Here is a 15,330-nt window from a genome sequence, read left to right on the forward strand (position 1 = left end):
CAGAATCTCACGACTTCTGACACTCCCAGATGTCATGAGATCCAACAGTCCCAGAAGTCATGAGACAACACAGTACCTTTCGGTGACGCGACGTACCCCTACGGTACGAACCGTCACCACCAGGTACGAATCGTCGACCGGAACGTACGAACCGTCACCACCAGGTACGAACCGTCAACCAGTGCCCGCGAACCGCCGGCCAGAACGTACGAACCGCCGCGCCAGCGCAGCCCCGAACACCCGCCGCCGGTCCCGGCACGCCACAACCACTGCCCCCGCGCGCCACCTAGGTAGGGGCCGCAGAAACCGGACAGGCACAGCTTCACCTGAGCATCGGCGCGCACCCCCGTTGGCAGCGTCCACCGGTCCTTGACCCGGTCGTGCAGGGCCGCGCCACCGGGCTTCAGGGTGCCGTCGGCGCGGGCGTGACGGCGACCGGTGTGGTGAGCACGCGGCCCTCGCCGACCACGCGGCGCCGCCCGGTGATCTCGACGGCGAGCGGCGCAAGCCGGTCCTCGCTGCTGGTGCCGGCGGAGAGCAGGATCTGCCCGGGTTCGACAATGCGCCGGTGGTCGGTGCCGGTGAAGGAGCTGCGGTCGGCGTGCACCGTGAAGGTGACGCGCTTGGACTCCCGCGCCTCCAGGTCCACCTTGGCGAAGCCGATGAGGGCCTTCAGTGGGCGCACCACCTCGGCCACCGGGTCGGATAGGTACAGCTGGACGACCTCGGCACCGGCACGGTCGGAGGTATTGCTGACCGTGACCGCGTAGTCGACCTGGCCGTCGGCGTCCATCTGGGCGGAGGAGACGGCGGGGTCGGTGAGCGCGAAGGCCGAGTAGCTGAGCCCGTAGCCGAAGGGATACAGCGGGGTGGGGTCCAGGTTGGAGATGCCGTCGGCGTGCCAGGCGAGTGGTGCCGCCAGGTAGGTGCCCGGCTGGCCGCCGCGACCATTCGGAATGGCGACGGGCAGCCGCCCGGAGGGGTTGATGGCACCGGTGAGCACGCCGACAATGGCGTCGGCGCCCTCCACGCCAGGCATGAAGGCCTGCACGATGGCGGCGCAGCGATCGGCGTACTCCCCCAGCGCGTAGGGGCGCCCGGTTACCAGCACCAGCACGGTGGGGGTGCCGGTCGCCAGCACCGCCTCCAGCAGTTCGCCCTGGCGTCCGGGCAGGCCCAGGTCGACGACGTCGCAGCCCTCCCCGGAGGTGCCGCCGCCGAAGAGCCCGGCGATGTCCCCGAGAGTGACGATGGCGACGTCGGCGGCCGCGGCGGCGTCGACGGCGGCATCGAAGTCCTCCGTGCGCCCGTCGATGAAGCCGACGCCCTGGTGGAAGGCGGCTTCGCCCGGGTGGGCGGCGCGCAGCGCGGTGGGCAGGTCGCGGATGTCCAGTCCCGTGGTGCGGCCGCCGTCACGGCTTAGCACATGGTTGGGGAAGGAGTAGCAGCCCAGGAAGGAGCGCACGTCCTCCCATACCGGACCGGACACGGCCACGCGCGCGTCGGGGTTCAGCGGCAGCACGCCGTCGTTCTTCAACAGGATCACGGACTCCTCGGCCATGGCGCGAGCGACGGCGCGGTTGCCGGGCGAGTCGAGGTCGCGGTCCGCCTCGACGCCGGTGGTCGGGTCCCAGTCGGCGTCAAGCAGGCCCAGCTCGGCCTTCTGGGTCAGCACCCGTGCCACGGCGGTGTCGAGCTCGGTCTCGGTGAGCAGGCCGGCGTCCAGGGCGGCGCCGAGGTGGGAGTAGCAGGTGGTCTCCGGCAGCTCCACGTCCAGTCCGGCACGCACCGCGAGCGCGGCGGCGTGGGCGTAGTCCCCGGCCACGTGGTGCATGGCCTGGAGGAAGCGCACCGACCAGTAGTCGGAGACCACGGTGCCGGTAAAGCCCCAGCGCTCGCGCAGCACCTGCGTGAGCAGGTGGCGGGAGGCTGCCACGGGCTCACCGTCGATGTCGGAGTATGAGTTCATCACGCTGGCGACGCCGCCCTCGCGTACAGCCATCTCGAAGGGAGGCAGCATGATGTCCTCCAGCTCGCGCGTGCCCATGGACACCGGCGCGTGGTTGCGGCCGGCCTTCGAGGCCGGATAGGCGACGAAGTGCTTGAGGGTGGCGTGCACTCCCTGGGCCTGCAGGCCGCGCACGTAGGCGGTGCCGAGCGTGCCCACCAGGTAGGGGTCCTCCCCGCAGGTCTCCTCCACGCGCCCCCACCGGTAGTCGCGCACCACGTCCAGCAGCGGGGCCAGGCCCTGGTGGACGCCGACGGCGTGCAGGTCGGCACCGATGCGCCGCGCCATCTGCTCCACGAGTGCTGGGCGCCAGGTGGCGCCCCAGGCGATGGCGGCCGGGTATACGGTCGCCCCCAGCGCGGTGAAGCCGGTCAGGCACTCCTCGTGGGCGATGGCCGGGATGCCGAAGGCGTTGCGGGATACGACCTCGCGTTGGAGCCGTGCCAGCTTGGCGGCGCCGTCGGCGACACTTACGGGGTCCGTGCCGTAGATGCGGGTCAGGTGGCCCAGTCCGCCATCGATACTCTCCTCCCATCCCTGGCGCCCTACCGCGAACGCGTCGGCCATGGGGGCCACCTGGTGAGCAGTGTCCGCGGGGCCCGCCTGGCCGCCGAGTTCTCCGGCGCCGGCGGGTTCCGGTGCGGGGACGGCCTCTTCCTCATTGCGCTCCCAGAAGGAGGCGAGCTGGTGGATCTTCTCCCGGCGGCTCATGGCCGCTAAGAGGGCGGTGGCACGCTCGTGCGCGGGCAGGGAGGTGTTGTTCCAGGTGTTCACGGTTGGCTCCAGATTGGGGTGGTGACGGTCGGCCCCGGGTCAGCCCTTGACGGCGCCGGTCAGGCCGCCGACGATGCGGCGCTCGAACAGGCTGAAGACCACGAGGGCGGGGATCATGGACAGTGAGGTGAAGGCCAGGACCTGCGCGGTGTTGACCGAGTGCTCGGAGGCGAAGGCCTGCACCCCCAGCGGGAGGGTGTACTTGGAGTGGTCGGTCAGGATGAACAGCGGAAGCATGTAGGAGTTCCACGAGCCGACGAAGGTCAGGATGCCGGTGGTGACCACGCCGGGCGCGGACAGCGGCACCACCACACGCCAGAAGAACCCCATGCGCCCGCAGCCGTCCAGGGAGGCCGCCTCCTCCAGCTCCTTGGGGATGGCGCGCAGGAAGGGCACCAGGATGATGACCGTCTGCGGCAGGGCAAAAGCGATGCCGGGGATGATGATGCCGGCCAGGGAGTTCATCATGCCCAGGTTCTTGATCAAGATGTACAGCGGCGTGATGGCCACGGTCATGGGGAACATGAGTCCCGCCGCGAACAGCATGTACAGCGCACTGCCGCCCTTGAAGGGGTAGCGGGCGATCACGAAGCTGACCATCAGCCCCAGCGTTACGGTGCCGATGGTGCCGCAGGCGGCGGCGATGGTGGAGTTGCCGACCTGCAGCCAGAAACCGGAGCTGGTCAGCACCACCCGGTAGTTGTCCACCACCCAGGGGTCGGGCAGGCCGGCGGGATCGGCGGTGATCTGGGAATTGTTGCGGAATCCGCCGAGGATCACGTAGGCGACCGGGGCGAGCAGGGCGGCGATCACCAGCGCTGCCACCAGGTAGACCGCGGGGCTGGCCCATTCGGGCTTGGGCTTGGCGGCGCGCCCACGGCGGTACTTGGCGCCGGCCGCGGACTCGGCGGGGGCCAGGGGCTTGAGGGACGTTACGGCGGCGGTCATCGGCTGCTCCCGGTCAGTGCGCCCTCGGTGTCGCGGCGCAGGACGAATCGCTGATAGGTCAGGGCGATCACCAGGGAGATCAAGAACAGCACCACGGCGACCGCGTTGCCGTAGCCGTAGTTGCCGCTCATGCGTCCGTTGACCACCATGTAGGTGGCCATGGTGGAGGTGCCCGCGGTGGAGGAGATGTACTGCCCCCAGATGATGTAGACCAGGTCGAACAGCTGCAGGGAGCCGATGATCGACAGGAAGCCCCACATGCGCATGGTCGGTCCCAGCAGGGGGATGGTGATCTTGCGCTGGATCTGCCAGTAGGAGGCGCCGTCGACCTTGGCGGCCTCAGTCAGCTCCTCGGGGATGCCCTGCATGCCCGCCAGGAAGATGATGACGGCGAATCCGGCGTACTTCCAGGTCAGGATGAACAACAGGACGGTCAGTGCCGTCTTGGGGTTGGAGATCCAGTCAGTGGCGAGCGCCCCGAGCCCGAGCTTGCGCAGCATGCCGTTCACGGCGCCGTCGGTCTGCAGCATCAGCCCCCAGGCGGTGCCCGCGATGACCTCGGAGATCACGTAGGGGATGAAGATGAGAACGCGGATGAGCGACTGCCCGCGCATCTTCTTGTTGAGCAGCAGCGCCAGCAACAGGGCGAAGGGGCCCTGCAGGGCCAGTGAGCCTACCACCACGATGGCGTTGTGCCGCAGCACGTTGTGGAACTCGGGGTCGGTGAGGATCGTGCGGTAATTGTCGAAGCCGACGAAGTTGGTGGGGACGCCGAAGCCCTTCCACTTGAAGAAGCCGTAGTAGGCGGCCATGATCACCGGCAGGATGACGAAGGTCAGGAACAGGATGACGGCCGGGGCGGACAGGGCGGTGATCTCCACCCGGTCCCGCCAGGACAGGGCGCTGGGGCTCTTCCTCTTGACTCTCCGCCTGGCGACGGCGCCGGCACCGCTGACAGGCGCCGAGCTTGCAGCTGTTGTCATTGTGCTGGTCTCGTTTCGTGGGTTGGCCGCGGCGCGCCCGGGCGCGTGCGGGGCGCGCCGCGGCCTGCTAGTTGGGAAGTTGGGTGCGGACTATTCCTTGGCGGCGGCTGCGGTCATCGCGTTGACGATGCCCTGGGCGTCGCCCTTGCCCGCCAGCATGTCGACGACGGCGACGTTGAGCGCGTTGCCGATGTTCTGCCCCAGGGAGGTGTCCAGCCACACCTGGGAGTAGGCGGCCTCGTTGTTGGCCTCCACCTGCGGCAGCAGCGCCTCCTGAGTGATCACGTCCTGCGCCTTCTCGTTTACGGGGATGGTCTCGAAGGCGTCGGCGTAGGCCTCCTGACGCTCCTCGCTCATGAAGAAGTTGAGGAACTCGGCGCACAGCTCCGCCGGGGCGGTGGAGGAGCAGGCGTAGCCGTCAACGCCGCCCATGATGGCGGTGGGGTCGCCCTCGCCGCCCTCTACGGCCGGGAAGGGGAACCAGCGCAGGTCGGGCAGCGGCTCCTCGTCCGGGGTCAGTGAGGCGATGACGCCGACGTTCCAGGTGCCCATGAGCTCCATGGCGGCCTGGTGGTTGGCGACCATGCCTGCCGAGGAGCCGGCACCCTGCTGGGCGGAGGTGGTCAGGAAGCCGCTGTTGAAGGGCTCGGTGGCGGCGAAGTCCGCCAGGTCCTCGCCGGCGTCCACCCAGCACTGGTCGGAGAAGTCCAGCTCGGACAGCGAGGACTCCAGCACCTCCTGGCTGCACTCGCGCAGGGCGAAGAAGTAGTACCAGTGAGCCGCCGGCCACGCATCCTTGGCCCCCAGGGCGATCGGGGAGGTGCCGGATTCCTTGAGCTTGGCTACGGCGTCTGACAGCTCCTCCATGGTGGTGGGCGCCGCGGTGATGCCGGCGGCCTGGAACAGGTCCTGGGAGTAGTAGATGCCGCCGGGCTGGAGCGAGGTGGGCATGGCATAGATGCCGTCATCCACCGTGTAGGCAGAGAAGGCGCCCTCGGGGACGTCGGCCGCCACGGACTGATCGATCATGCCGGAGATGTCCAGGACCAGGCCGGCCTCCACCATGTCGCGGAGCTTGCCGCCACCGCGGGCGAGGAAGACGTCGGGGCCCTCGCCGGCGTTCTGGGCGGTCTGGAGCTTGCCGTCCAGGTCCTCGTTCTGGATGGCCTGCACCTCCACGGTTACGCCCTCGTGGGAGGCCTCGAAGTCAGCGGCGATGGTCTCCCAGTACTCCGAGCCGGGGCCGGTGGTGGCGTTGTGCCACAGGGTGAGGGTGTTATCGTCACTGCTCGCGCCGGATCCTGCGCCGCATGCGGCCAGCGCCAGCGAGGCGGTCAGCACGCCGGCCAACACTGCGGCGACGCGGCGGCGGTAACGTTCCGGTTGGGGGCGGTGTGCGCTGAGCTTCATCATTGAAACCTCCAGGTACGGCCGCGTCCGATCAGGCTGATCGAAATATTTCGCGAATCCGTCTGACACATTTAGTATAGCGGCGCACATTATCGTGTCAACTGCCGTCGCCGCCGGCCTCCAACCACCCCTCCACTGTCAACCACACACGCACCCCAAGGAGCTGCCATGGCCCACTTCGACCTGCCGCTGGCCGAGCTGGAGGACTACTCCCCCGAACTGCCCGAGCCGGAAGACTTCGACGCCTTCTGGGCGCGCACGCTCGCACACAACCCCTTCGACCCCGACGGCGTCAGTTCCGCCCCCGTGACGACGCCGCTGCGCACCCACCGGGTCCAGGACGTCACCTTCGGCGGTTACGCCGGGGATCCCATCCGCGCCTGGCTGATCACCCCGGCCGACCAGTCCGTACCGCTGCCCGCCGTCGTCGAGTTCCTCGGCATGGGCGGGGGCCGCGGCCTGCCACAGGACAACCTGGCGTGGGCGGCCGCCGGCTACGCACACCTGGTGATGGACACCCGCGGACAGGGCTCGCACTGGGGCTCTGGGGGCGAAACTCCCGACCCGCACGGCACCGGTCCGGCCGCGGCCGGATTCGCCACCCACGGGCTGCAATCCCGCCAGGAGTACCTGTACCGGCGGCTGTTCGTGGACGCCCACCACGCCGTTGAGGCCGCCGCGGCCCTGCCGGAGGTGGATGCCGCCCGCATCGCCGTCACCGGCGTCTCGCAGGGAGGGGGCCTGGCCATCGCCGCGGCCGCCCTGAACCACCGCGTCATTGCCGCCATGCCGGACGTGCCCTTCATGTGCGCCCTACCCCGCGCCCTCGGGCTGACGGATGACCCGCCCTACGCCGATATTGCCGGCTTCCTGGCCGTGCACCGTGACCAGGAAGCGCAGGTGCGCCACACGCTCGCCTACTTCGACTGCGCCGTGCTGGGGGCGCGGGCGACCTGCCCGGCCCTTTTCTCCACCGGGCTGATGGACACCACCTGCCCGCCTTCGACCGTCTTCGCGGCGCGCAACCGGTGGGGCCGGGCAGGCAGCGCGGACCCGGCGCGGCCGGAGATCCGGGTCTACCCGTTCAACGGCCACGAGGGCGGCGAGTCCTACCAGTGGCGCGAGCAGGTCGCCTGGCTCGCAGCGGTGCGCCGGGGCCGCCGGTAGTGCTGCTAGCCTCCGCATACACGGCGGGCTCCAGCGGCCCTGAGGGGAGGAAGACGTGGAACCTCGGCAGCGAGTGACCCTGGACGACGTCGCTGCGGCGGCCGGCGTTTCCAAGTCGGCCGCCTCCAAGGCACTGAACAACCGCGCCGACGTCTCCGCCGCCACGCGTGAGCGCGTCCTGGCCGCCAGCGAGGACCTGGGCTACGTGCGCCCGGAGACAACGCCGTCCCGCACCTACCGGCCGATCGCGATTGTCTCCGACGACCTCGCCACCGCCTACACCATCGAAGTACTCAAAGGAGCCGCGACCGCCGCGCTCGACGCCGGAGTCGCCCTGCACACCACCTACACGCCCGAGCCGGCCGAGCGCGCGTACCCGGTGCCCTTCGAACCGGAGTGGTTCACGCTGCTGAAGGCCACCGACTACCTCGGCCTGATCGTGCTGACCTCCCCGCTCACCCGTGAGCAGCACGCCAGCGCCAGGCGCATCGGCCTGCCAGTGGTGCTGATCGACCCCTCCGGCGAGCAGGAGCGCGGCATCGCCTCCATCGGCGCGACCAACTGGAACGGCGGGGTGGACGCCACCGAGTACCTGATCGGGCTCGGCCACGAGCGCATTGCCCTGGTCGGCGGCCCGGACGACTCGGTGCCCGCGCGCGAACGCCACCAGGGCTACCTGTCCGCGCTGCAGATGCACTCGCTGCCCGTCCACGCAAACCTGATTTCCTCCGGGACCTTCACCTATGAGACCGGCCTGCAGCAGGGGCGTCGGCTGCTGCGGCTGCCGGAGGGGGAGCGTCCGACCGCGGTCTTCGCCGCCTCGGACACCACCGCGCTGGGCATCTACGAGGCGGTTCGTGAGGCCGGGCTGCGCATCCCGGAGGACTTCAGCGTGGTCGGCTTCGACGACACGGAGATGGCCGGCTGGGCAGCGCCGCGGCTCACGACGGTGCGTCAGCCGCTGTTCCGCATGGGGCAGGAGGCCGTCCGCATGATCGTGGACAACCACCACGGCCGCCCCATGCTGACCACCACGCCCGTGCGGCTGAGCACCCGCCTGGTCGTCCGCGACTCCGCGGCGCCGCCCCGGTAGCGGGGCCCGGCTTGCCACCGCGGGCGGTGGTGAGCCGGTGTCGCCCCACCACCACCCGCGTTTCGGGCCGATCGCTGCTGCGCGCCGCCTAGGCGGTCACGGCACGGCGCTTGTTCAGCAGGTCGAAGGCGACGGCGCCGAGCACCACCAGTCCCTTGATGGCCTGCTGGTAGTCGATGCCCACGCCCAGCAGGGACATGCCGTTGTTCATCACGGCCATGACCAGGCCACCGACGATGGCGCCGACGACGGTGCCCACGCCGCCGGTGACCGCTGCCCCGCCGATGAAGCAGGCGGCGATGGCATCCAGCTCAAAACCCTGCCCCGCCTTGGGTCCGGCCATATTGAGCCTGGAGGTGAAGATGATGCCGGCCAATGCGCACAGCACCCCGTTGTTGACGAACACCCAGAAGCGGACCCAGGGGACCTTGACGCCGGACAGGGCCGCCGCCTCCTTGTTGCCGCCGATCGCGTAGATCTGCCGGCCAATGACGGTGCGCCCGGCCACGAAGGAGTAGATCAGGATCAGCGCCGCCAAGATGATCAGCACGTAGGGCGTGCCCTTGTAGGTGGCGATCTTCCAGGCGAAGGCCATACCGATGATGCAGACCACCACGATGCGGCCGATCCACAGGCCGCGCGAGGTCACCGGCACCTCGTTGGCGATGGAACGGCGCCGGTTGCGCACCTCGGAGAACACATACGCGGCGAGCGCGATGGCCACCAGCAGCAGCGTGAATACGTCATATCCGTAGCCGCCGAGCAAGCCGTTGAGGTATCCCGAGGAGATCTCCCGGAATCCGCCGGGGAACGGGGAGATCGACAGGTTGTGCAGCACGATCATGGTCAGGCCGCGGAAGATGAGCATGCCGGCCAGCGTGACGATGAAAGCGGGGATTCCTACGAAGGCAATCCAGAATCCCTGCCAGACTCCGACCAGCAGGCCGGTGAGCAGCGCGGCAACCACGCCCATCCACCAGGGCATGCCGTGGTTGACGGTCACGACGCCGGCCACCGCGCCGGTCAGCGCCACCACCGAGCCGACCGAGAGGTCGATGTCCGCCATCAGGATGGCGAAGAGCATGCCGATTGCCAGGACCAGTACATAGGCGTTCTGCACGATGATGTTGGAGACGTTCTGGGAGGAGAGGATCTGGCCGTTAGTGGCGACGGCGAAGAAGGCGATGATTACCACCAGGGCCACGGCCAGGCCGCCCTGCCGCAGGTTCGTGCGCAGAGCGCCCGCGAGCGCTGAAAGTGTATTTGACATTAGGCTTCCTTGATTTGAGTCATGTAACGCATGAGGGTCTCCTGGGTGGCGTCTTTGCGCTCCAGGTCGGCGGTGACGCGCCCTGCTGACAACGCGTAGATGCGATCGCAGATGCCCAGGAGCTCGGGCAGCTCCGAGGAGATGACCAGTACCGCCTTGCCCGCGTCCGCGAGCTGGTTGATGATCTGGTAGATCTCATACTTGGCGCCGACGTCGATGCCGCGGGTGGGCTCATCGAGGATGAGTACGTCCGGCTCGGCGGCCACCCACTTGGCGAGCACGACCTTCTGCTGGTTGCCTCCCGACAGCCCGCCGACGACGGACTCGATGGTGGGGGCCTTGACCGCCATCTGGCCGCACAGCTCGGTGACGACGGCTCGCTCCCGGTGCAGGTCCAGCACGCCGCGCTGGGAGAACCGGCGCGGGGATGCCGAGGACACGTTGCGCCTGATCGACTCGATGAGGTTCAGGCCGTAGCGCTTGCGGTCCTCCGAGACGTAGGCGATGCCGTTGGCGATCGCCGAGGCCACGTCCTTGATCTCGATCTCGCGGCCGTCCTTGAGGACCCTGCCGCTGATGTCGCTGCCCCAGGAGCGCCCGAACAGGCTCATGGCCAGCTCGGTGCGCCCGGCGCCCATGAGCCCGGCCAGTCCGACTATCTCACCGTGCCTGAGCACCAGGTCGGCGGCGTCGACGACGGTGCGCGACGGATCCGCGGGGTGGTGCACGGTCCAGCCCTCGAGCCGCAGCGCCTCGTCGGCAATGTGCGGGATGTGATCGGGGAATCGCTGGTCCAGTGTGCGGCCCACCATGAGGCGGATGATCTCGTCCTCGTCGACTCCGCCCTCGCGGTGCATGTCGAGCGTGGCGATGGTGTGCCCGTCGCGGATGATCGTCGTGGAGTCGGCGATCTGCCTGATCTCACCGAGCTTGTGGGAGATCATGATGCAGGTGATCCCGCGCTCCTTGAGCTGCCGCATGAGGTCGAGCAGGTGGGCGGAGTCGTCGTCGTTGAGGGCGGCGGTGGGCTCGTCCAGGATGAGCAGGCGCACGTCCTTGGACAGGGCCTTGGCGATCTCCACCAGCTGCTGCTTGCCCACGCCGATGTCCTGGATGCGCGTGGCCGGGTTCTCCGCCAGCCCCACGCGGGCCATGATCTTCTGCGCCTCGGTATTCGTGCGGTGCCAGTCGATGACGCCGCGGGAGGAGCGCTCATTGCCCAGGAAGATGTTCTCGGCGATGGACAGGAAGGGGCTGAGCGTGAGTTCCTGGTGGATGATCGCGATGCCCGCGCTCTCCGACGCCTTGATGTCGGAGAAGCTGACTTCCTGGCCGTCGAGCAGGATCTGCCCCTCGTAGGTGCCGTGCGGGTGCACGCCGGACAGCACCTTCATCAGGGTCGACTTGCCAGCCCCGTTCTCCCCGCAGATGGCGTGGATCTCGCCGCGCCTGACCGCGAAGTTGACGTCATCCAGTGCCACCACTCCGGGGAAGCGCTTGGTGATGCCCCGCATCTCAAGAATGTTGTCAGCCGCCATGGTGGTTCCCCGTTCCCCGCGCCGTTGCACTCCAGCCGGCGCGACCGCTGAAGGCGATGGAGGTCACTTGAGCTCGTCCTCGGTGATGTAGCCGGTGTCGATCAGCGAGCTGCGGACGTTGTCCTGGGTGATGATCTCGGACTTGAGCAGGTAGGAGGGGACGACTTTCACGCCGTTGTCGTAGGTCTCGGTGTCATTGACCTCCGGCTCCTGGCCGCCGAGCACCGCGACCGCCATCTGCACGGCGGCGTCGGCCAGTTCGCGGGTGTCCTTGAAGATGGTGGAGTACTGCTCCCCCGCCATGATGGACTTGATTCCCGCTACCTCGGCGTCCTGGCCGGTGACCGTGGGATAGGGCTGGGAGTCGGTGCCGTAGCCGGCGCCCTTGAGGGCCCCGAGGATCCCGATTGACATCGAGTCCAGGGGCGATAGCACGCCGTCAACCCGGCTGCCGTCGGAGTAGGTGGAGGTGATCAGGTTGTCCATGCGGGACTGCGCGGTGGCGGCGTCCCAGCGCATGGTGGCCACGGTGTCGAAGGACGTCTGGCCGGACTTGACTGCAATCACGCCGCTTTCGATATAGGGCTGGATCACGTCCATGGCGCCGTTGAAGAAGAACGGGGAGTTGTTGTCATCCGGGGAGCCGCCGAACAGCTCGATGTTGTAGGGCTTGTCCGGCTTTACGCCGGCGTCCTCGCCGTCGGCATTGAGAATGCCCATGCCGATGAGCAGGGAGGTGCCCATCTGGGTGCCGACGTCGTAGTTGTCGAAGCTGGTGTAGTAGCTGACGTTCTCGTTGTCGCGGATGAGCCGGTCGTAGGAGATGACCGGAATCCCGGCCTCACCGGCGGAGTCCAGCTGCCCGGACAGCGCCGTGCCGTCAATGGGCGCGATGATGAGCAGGTTCACGCCCTGAGTGATCATGTTGTCGATCTGGTTGGTCTGCGTGGGGATGTCATCCTCCGCGAACTGCAGGTCCACGTTGTAGCCCAGCTCCTCCAGCTGGGCCTTGATGTTGGAGCCGTCCTTGATCCAGCGCTCGGATGACTTGGTGGGCATGGCGACGCCGATCTTGATGTCCGCGGCCGCCTTGCCCGCGGTGTCGCTGCCGGAGCCGCCGCCGGCGCCGCCTCCGCCACATGCGGCCAGCGCCAGCGCCAGGGCCGTGCCCACTCCCCCTGCGAGCGCGGTACGACGGGAGAAAGCAGGGATGCGGGATCGGGACATGGTGGGTCTCCTCCTTGAGATCGTTCGGTGGCCCGGAGCACCGGTCCTCGGCACAACAGCCAAGCGGGCCACTCGTTCTAGTGTGAACGTTCACTTCCCGCGTGTCAACTCCCACCGCGCCCGAACCGCATCTGCTTGCTATACAACAAGGATCAGCCACTCACGCCGAGGGTACGCGCGCACTCACCTCGTGAACCTTCACCCGCGTCGGCGCCCTGACCGCGTCATTGGCGGCCGGCCACGGCCCGCCTCAGCAGCTGGAGCGCCGCACCCGCAGAGTCGGGGAGATCGAGTGAGTAGCCCCCGCCTCGCCGTTGATGGCGCGCAGGATCACCTCCATGCACAGCACCCCCAGCTCGTCGAAGGGCTGGCGCACCGAGGTCAGCGGCGGGGAGAAGAATGCCGTCCCCGCCGTGTCATCGAAGCCCGCCACCGCAACGTCCTCGGGCACGCGCACGCCCTGGTCGCGCAGTGCCGCCAACATGCCCAGCGCCATGAGGTCGTTGGCGCAGAAGACGGCGTCGGGCAGGCCGCGGGCCACCATCTGGGCGCCGACCTCATATCCGCGCTCGGCGCTCCAGTCCCCCGCCAGCACTGCCGGCACCTCCCGGCCGGCGTCCTCCAGGCACGAGCGCCAGCCGCGGGCGCGGGCCTGCGCGTCGTACCAGTCCTGTGGGCCCGCCAGGTGGGCGATGGACTCACGGCCGTGTCCCAGCAGGTGCCTCACTGCCATGCGTGCACCCAGTTCCTGGTCCACCGAGACCACGTGGATGCGCTCGCTCGGCGCCAGGCCGTCCGCCACGACGACGAGCGGGACCGCCCGGGCGACCCGTTCCGCGGCGGTGGCGATCCAGGTCTGCGGGGCGACGGCGATAATGCCGTCCACGCCGCGGGCGATGAGGAAGTCGAAGACCTCACGGACCTCACCCACCTCACGCGCTTCCAGAGCAGTGACAAGGGTGGCGTAGCCGGCCTGCCGGGCGGCGACTTCGATGGCGGCGGTGGTGGAGGCGGGCCCCTGGAAGTGGGAGCCGGTGGTGACTACGCCGATCATGCGGGTGGAGTCGGTAACCAGGGCGCGGGCGGCCATGTTGGGCCGGTAGCCGAGCTGGTCGATGGCGGCCCGGACCTTCGCCAGGGTGGCGGGGCGGACGGACTCGGGGCGGTTGATAACCCGGGAGACGGTCTGGTGGGAGACGCCGGCCAGCCGGGCGACGTCCATCATTCCCGGGCGTCGCCCGGCCGCCGCGGACGTCGCCGCGGCGGGTTCGGGCCGGGAGGGCTGCTCAGTCATTGCGTGCGCCCCCGCAGCCCGGCTCAGTCCTCCTCCCAGAGGCGCCAGGTGAAGGTGTGGGACTGGCCCACAGCCAGAGTGATCAGGTCCTGCCCGGTGTTGAAGGCGTTGGGCGGGCACGTCATGGGCTCGACGGCCACGCCCCGGCGCCCCAGGTGCTCACCGCTGTAGACCTGCACCCAGGGGGCGGCGGCACTCATGACCACGCTGCGCTCCCCCTCGCCGCCGGTCAGTCGCACCTGCCAGGCACCGGTGGGCAGGCCGGTGTAGGCGTTGTCGGTGGCGGTGGCCCCCACCAGGCGCCCGGTGCGCCAGTCCGAGTCGGTGCCGGTCACGTCCCGCTCCCCTGCGGGCGCCATGTGGGCGTCGACGTCGAGCACGCGCTCGGCGGGCACCTGCAGCACGCACTCGTCCAGCGGGACCGAGCGGGTCAGGTAGGGGTGGCAGGAGACCCCGTAGGGGGCGGGCGCCGGGGTGCCGTCCTCAATTGGGGCGCCGACCACGCCGACGGTCTGGGAGACTGCGGCGCCGGCATTGGTGGCGGTGGTGGTGACGGTTAGGCCGGTGCGCGCGTCCAGCGCGTAGCGGACGGTGATGTCCAGGCTCCAGGGGTAGGCGTAAGAGGCGGGCAGGCTCAGGGCGAGCGTGACGGCGGTAGGGGCCGTCCCGCCGTCCGCGGCATCGTCAGTGTCCGTCTCGGTTATGGCGAAGTTCGCCCAGCCGACCAGGCCGTGCAGGGCGGCCCCGGTCTCCGGCTCGTTGCAGGGCACCAGATAGTCCACGCCGCGGTAGGTGTAGCGGGCGTCGGCAATGCGGTTGGGCCAGGGGACGAGGGTCTTGCCCTGCCAGGCCCCGGGCAGGGCGGTTTCGGCATCGAAGGGGATAACTAGGTCTCGGCCCTGGCGGCGCAGGTGGACCAGGGTCGCCCCCGAGGCGGCAATCCGGGCCTCGTAGTCGCCCGCGCGCAGGTCGATGAGCTCTCCGTTGAGCGAAGGGTATTGCATGGTTGCTTCCGTAACTCTCGTGGGGCCGCCGCCCCGTATTGCTTCCCGGTGGTCCGTAGGTTAGCCGACGCCGTCACACGCTCCCAGCTGGATCAAGGCGCCCGCTTACTGTCCTGTATTCAGATGGCGGCCGCCCGCCCCTGAAAGCCGGGCCGCAGCGCCGTGAGCACACCGAAGCCCCCCAATCACGCCTCTACACAGCCAACGGCCTTGCCGACTCCCGGGCTGAAGGGGCGTGGCGCGCGTGGAGTCCGGTTCCTGCTGGCTCCTACGCGATGCACGCGGCCGACGTGATGCGCCGCCGAGGGCCACAATTCGGCCTACGGCACAAAGATTGGTACGTCTTGACCCCGACTTTTCCGCATGACGTCGTTGAAAGTTGGTGGCTGGAGCGGCCTTGAGGGGTGTCGGTGGCGATCTCGGGCCCTAAAGCGGCGGCGCCTACTACGCGGCTTCCCCGCCTGCAACGCCACTTCGGGGTTAACAACGCCTGTTAACGGCCTGCTGAAGGGCTGCAAGGTATACAGCAGGCCGTTAAGTAGCGTTGTTAACGCCCAACAGGCGTAGCAGACCGCCCGGGCGGGGTCGGCGGCGGGTCGGCCCGACCCGCCGCC

The 15,330-nt window shown here is 68.9% G+C and carries 11 protein-coding genes; 2 read left to right on the forward strand and 9 right to left on the reverse strand.

Annotated features, from left to right (window positions below; translation table 11 throughout):
- Positions 1-403: 403 nt before the first annotated feature.
- From GZ997_RS12195 to GZ997_RS12210, 4 genes are all read right to left on the reverse strand, one after another.
- Positions 404-2,782, reverse strand: a complete 2,379-nt coding sequence (locus GZ997_RS12195; RefSeq protein WP_203234262.1) for a glycoside hydrolase family 3 N-terminal domain-containing protein — start codon at positions 2,780-2,782, stop codon at positions 404-406.
- A 39-nt stretch (positions 2,783-2,821) separates the two neighbouring features.
- Positions 2,822-3,730, reverse strand: coding sequence for a carbohydrate ABC transporter permease (locus tag GZ997_RS12970; protein WP_161924797.1), 909 nt, complete (start codon positions 3,728-3,730; stop codon positions 2,822-2,824).
- Positions 3,727-4,713 carry a sugar ABC transporter permease gene (locus GZ997_RS12205; RefSeq protein ID WP_162680083.1) on the reverse strand — a complete coding sequence of 329 codons (987 nt, stop codon included), beginning with the start codon at positions 4,711-4,713 and terminating at the stop codon, positions 3,727-3,729. Before GZ997_RS12205 ends, GZ997_RS12970 begins: the two co-directional genes overlap by 4 nt.
- A 90-nt stretch (positions 4,714-4,803) precedes the next feature.
- Positions 4,804-6,126 (reverse strand): extracellular solute-binding protein, encoded by a 1,323-nt coding sequence (locus GZ997_RS12210; RefSeq protein ID WP_203234263.1) that lies wholly within the window; start codon positions 6,124-6,126, stop codon positions 4,804-4,806.
- 165 nt (positions 6,127-6,291) lie between these two features.
- Here GZ997_RS12210 and GZ997_RS12215 point away from each other — a divergent pair, with 165 nt between their 5' ends.
- Together GZ997_RS12215 and GZ997_RS12220 are read left to right on the forward strand one after the other, a co-directional pair.
- Positions 6,292-7,290, forward strand: coding sequence for an acetylxylan esterase (locus GZ997_RS12215; protein ID WP_162680084.1), 999 nt, complete (start codon positions 6,292-6,294; stop codon positions 7,288-7,290).
- A gap of 55 nt (positions 7,291-7,345) precedes the next feature.
- Positions 7,346-8,383, forward strand: coding sequence for a LacI family DNA-binding transcriptional regulator (locus tag GZ997_RS12220; RefSeq protein WP_162680085.1), 1,038 nt, complete (start codon positions 7,346-7,348; stop codon positions 8,381-8,383).
- Between the two features lie 88 nt (positions 8,384-8,471).
- On the opposite strand, the gene mmsB is transcribed toward GZ997_RS12220, so the two are convergent.
- From mmsB to GZ997_RS12245, 5 genes are all read right to left on the reverse strand, one after another.
- Positions 8,472-9,653, reverse strand: a complete 1,182-nt coding sequence (mmsB, locus tag GZ997_RS12225) for a multiple monosaccharide ABC transporter permease (protein ID WP_161924800.1) — start codon at positions 9,651-9,653, stop codon at positions 8,472-8,474.
- Positions 9,653-11,191: a multiple monosaccharide ABC transporter ATP-binding protein gene (gene mmsA / locus GZ997_RS12230; protein WP_161924801.1), complete on the reverse strand. Its 1,539-nt coding sequence runs from the start codon at positions 11,189-11,191 to the stop codon at positions 9,653-9,655. The genes mmsB and mmsA overlap by 1 nt, the downstream gene beginning before the upstream one ends.
- A gap of 63 nt (positions 11,192-11,254) precedes the next feature.
- On the reverse strand, positions 11,255-12,418 hold the full coding sequence (gene chvE / locus GZ997_RS12235; protein WP_161924802.1) for a multiple monosaccharide ABC transporter substrate-binding protein: 1,164 nt from the start codon (positions 12,416-12,418) through the stop codon (positions 11,255-11,257).
- 250 nt (positions 12,419-12,668) lie between these two features.
- Positions 12,669-13,712: a LacI family DNA-binding transcriptional regulator gene (locus GZ997_RS12240; protein WP_238994457.1), complete on the reverse strand. Its 1,044-nt coding sequence runs from the start codon at positions 13,710-13,712 to the stop codon at positions 12,669-12,671.
- A gap of 23 nt (positions 13,713-13,735) precedes the next feature.
- On the reverse strand, positions 13,736-14,716 hold the full coding sequence (locus tag GZ997_RS12245) for an aldose-1-epimerase (protein WP_162680086.1): 981 nt from the start codon (positions 14,714-14,716) through the stop codon (positions 13,736-13,738).
- Positions 14,717-15,330 lie beyond the last annotated feature (614 nt).

Origin of the sequence: Actinomyces sp. 565 (genome assembly GCF_010365615.1) — a bacterium.
Classification (GTDB): Bacteria; Actinomycetota; Actinomycetes; order Actinomycetales; family Actinomycetaceae; genus Actinomyces.

What these genes read in the sequence shown, in the direction of transcription:
- GZ997_RS12970 (WP_161924797.1), bottom strand. Translation starts at nt 3,730, where the DNA reads ATGACCGCCGCCGTAACGTCCCTCAAGCCCCTGGCCCCCGCCGAGTCC.
- GZ997_RS12205 (WP_162680083.1), bottom strand. Translation starts at nt 4,713, where the DNA reads ATGACAACAGCTGCAAGCTCGGCGCCTGTCAGCGGTGCCGGCGCCGTC.
- GZ997_RS12210 (WP_203234263.1), bottom strand. Translation starts at nt 6,126, where the DNA reads ATGATGAAGCTCAGCGCACACCGCCCCCAACCGGAACGTTACCGCCGC.
- GZ997_RS12215 (WP_162680084.1), top strand. Translation starts at nt 6,292, where the DNA reads ATGGCCCACTTCGACCTGCCGCTGGCCGAGCTGGAGGACTACTCCCCC.
- mmsB (WP_161924800.1), bottom strand. Translation starts at nt 9,653, where the DNA reads ATGTCAAATACACTTTCAGCGCTCGCGGGCGCTCTGCGCACGAACCTG.
- mmsA (WP_161924801.1), bottom strand. Translation starts at nt 11,191, where the DNA reads ATGGCGGCTGACAACATTCTTGAGATGCGGGGCATCACCAAGCGCTTC.
- chvE (WP_161924802.1), bottom strand. Translation starts at nt 12,418, where the DNA reads ATGTCCCGATCCCGCATCCCTGCTTTCTCCCGTCGTACCGCGCTCGCA.
- GZ997_RS12240 (WP_238994457.1), bottom strand. Translation starts at nt 13,712, where the DNA reads ATGACTGAGCAGCCCTCCCGGCCCGAACCCGCCGCGGCGACGTCCGCG.
- GZ997_RS12245 (WP_162680086.1), bottom strand. Translation starts at nt 14,716, where the DNA reads ATGCAATACCCTTCGCTCAACGGAGAGCTCATCGACCTGCGCGCGGGC.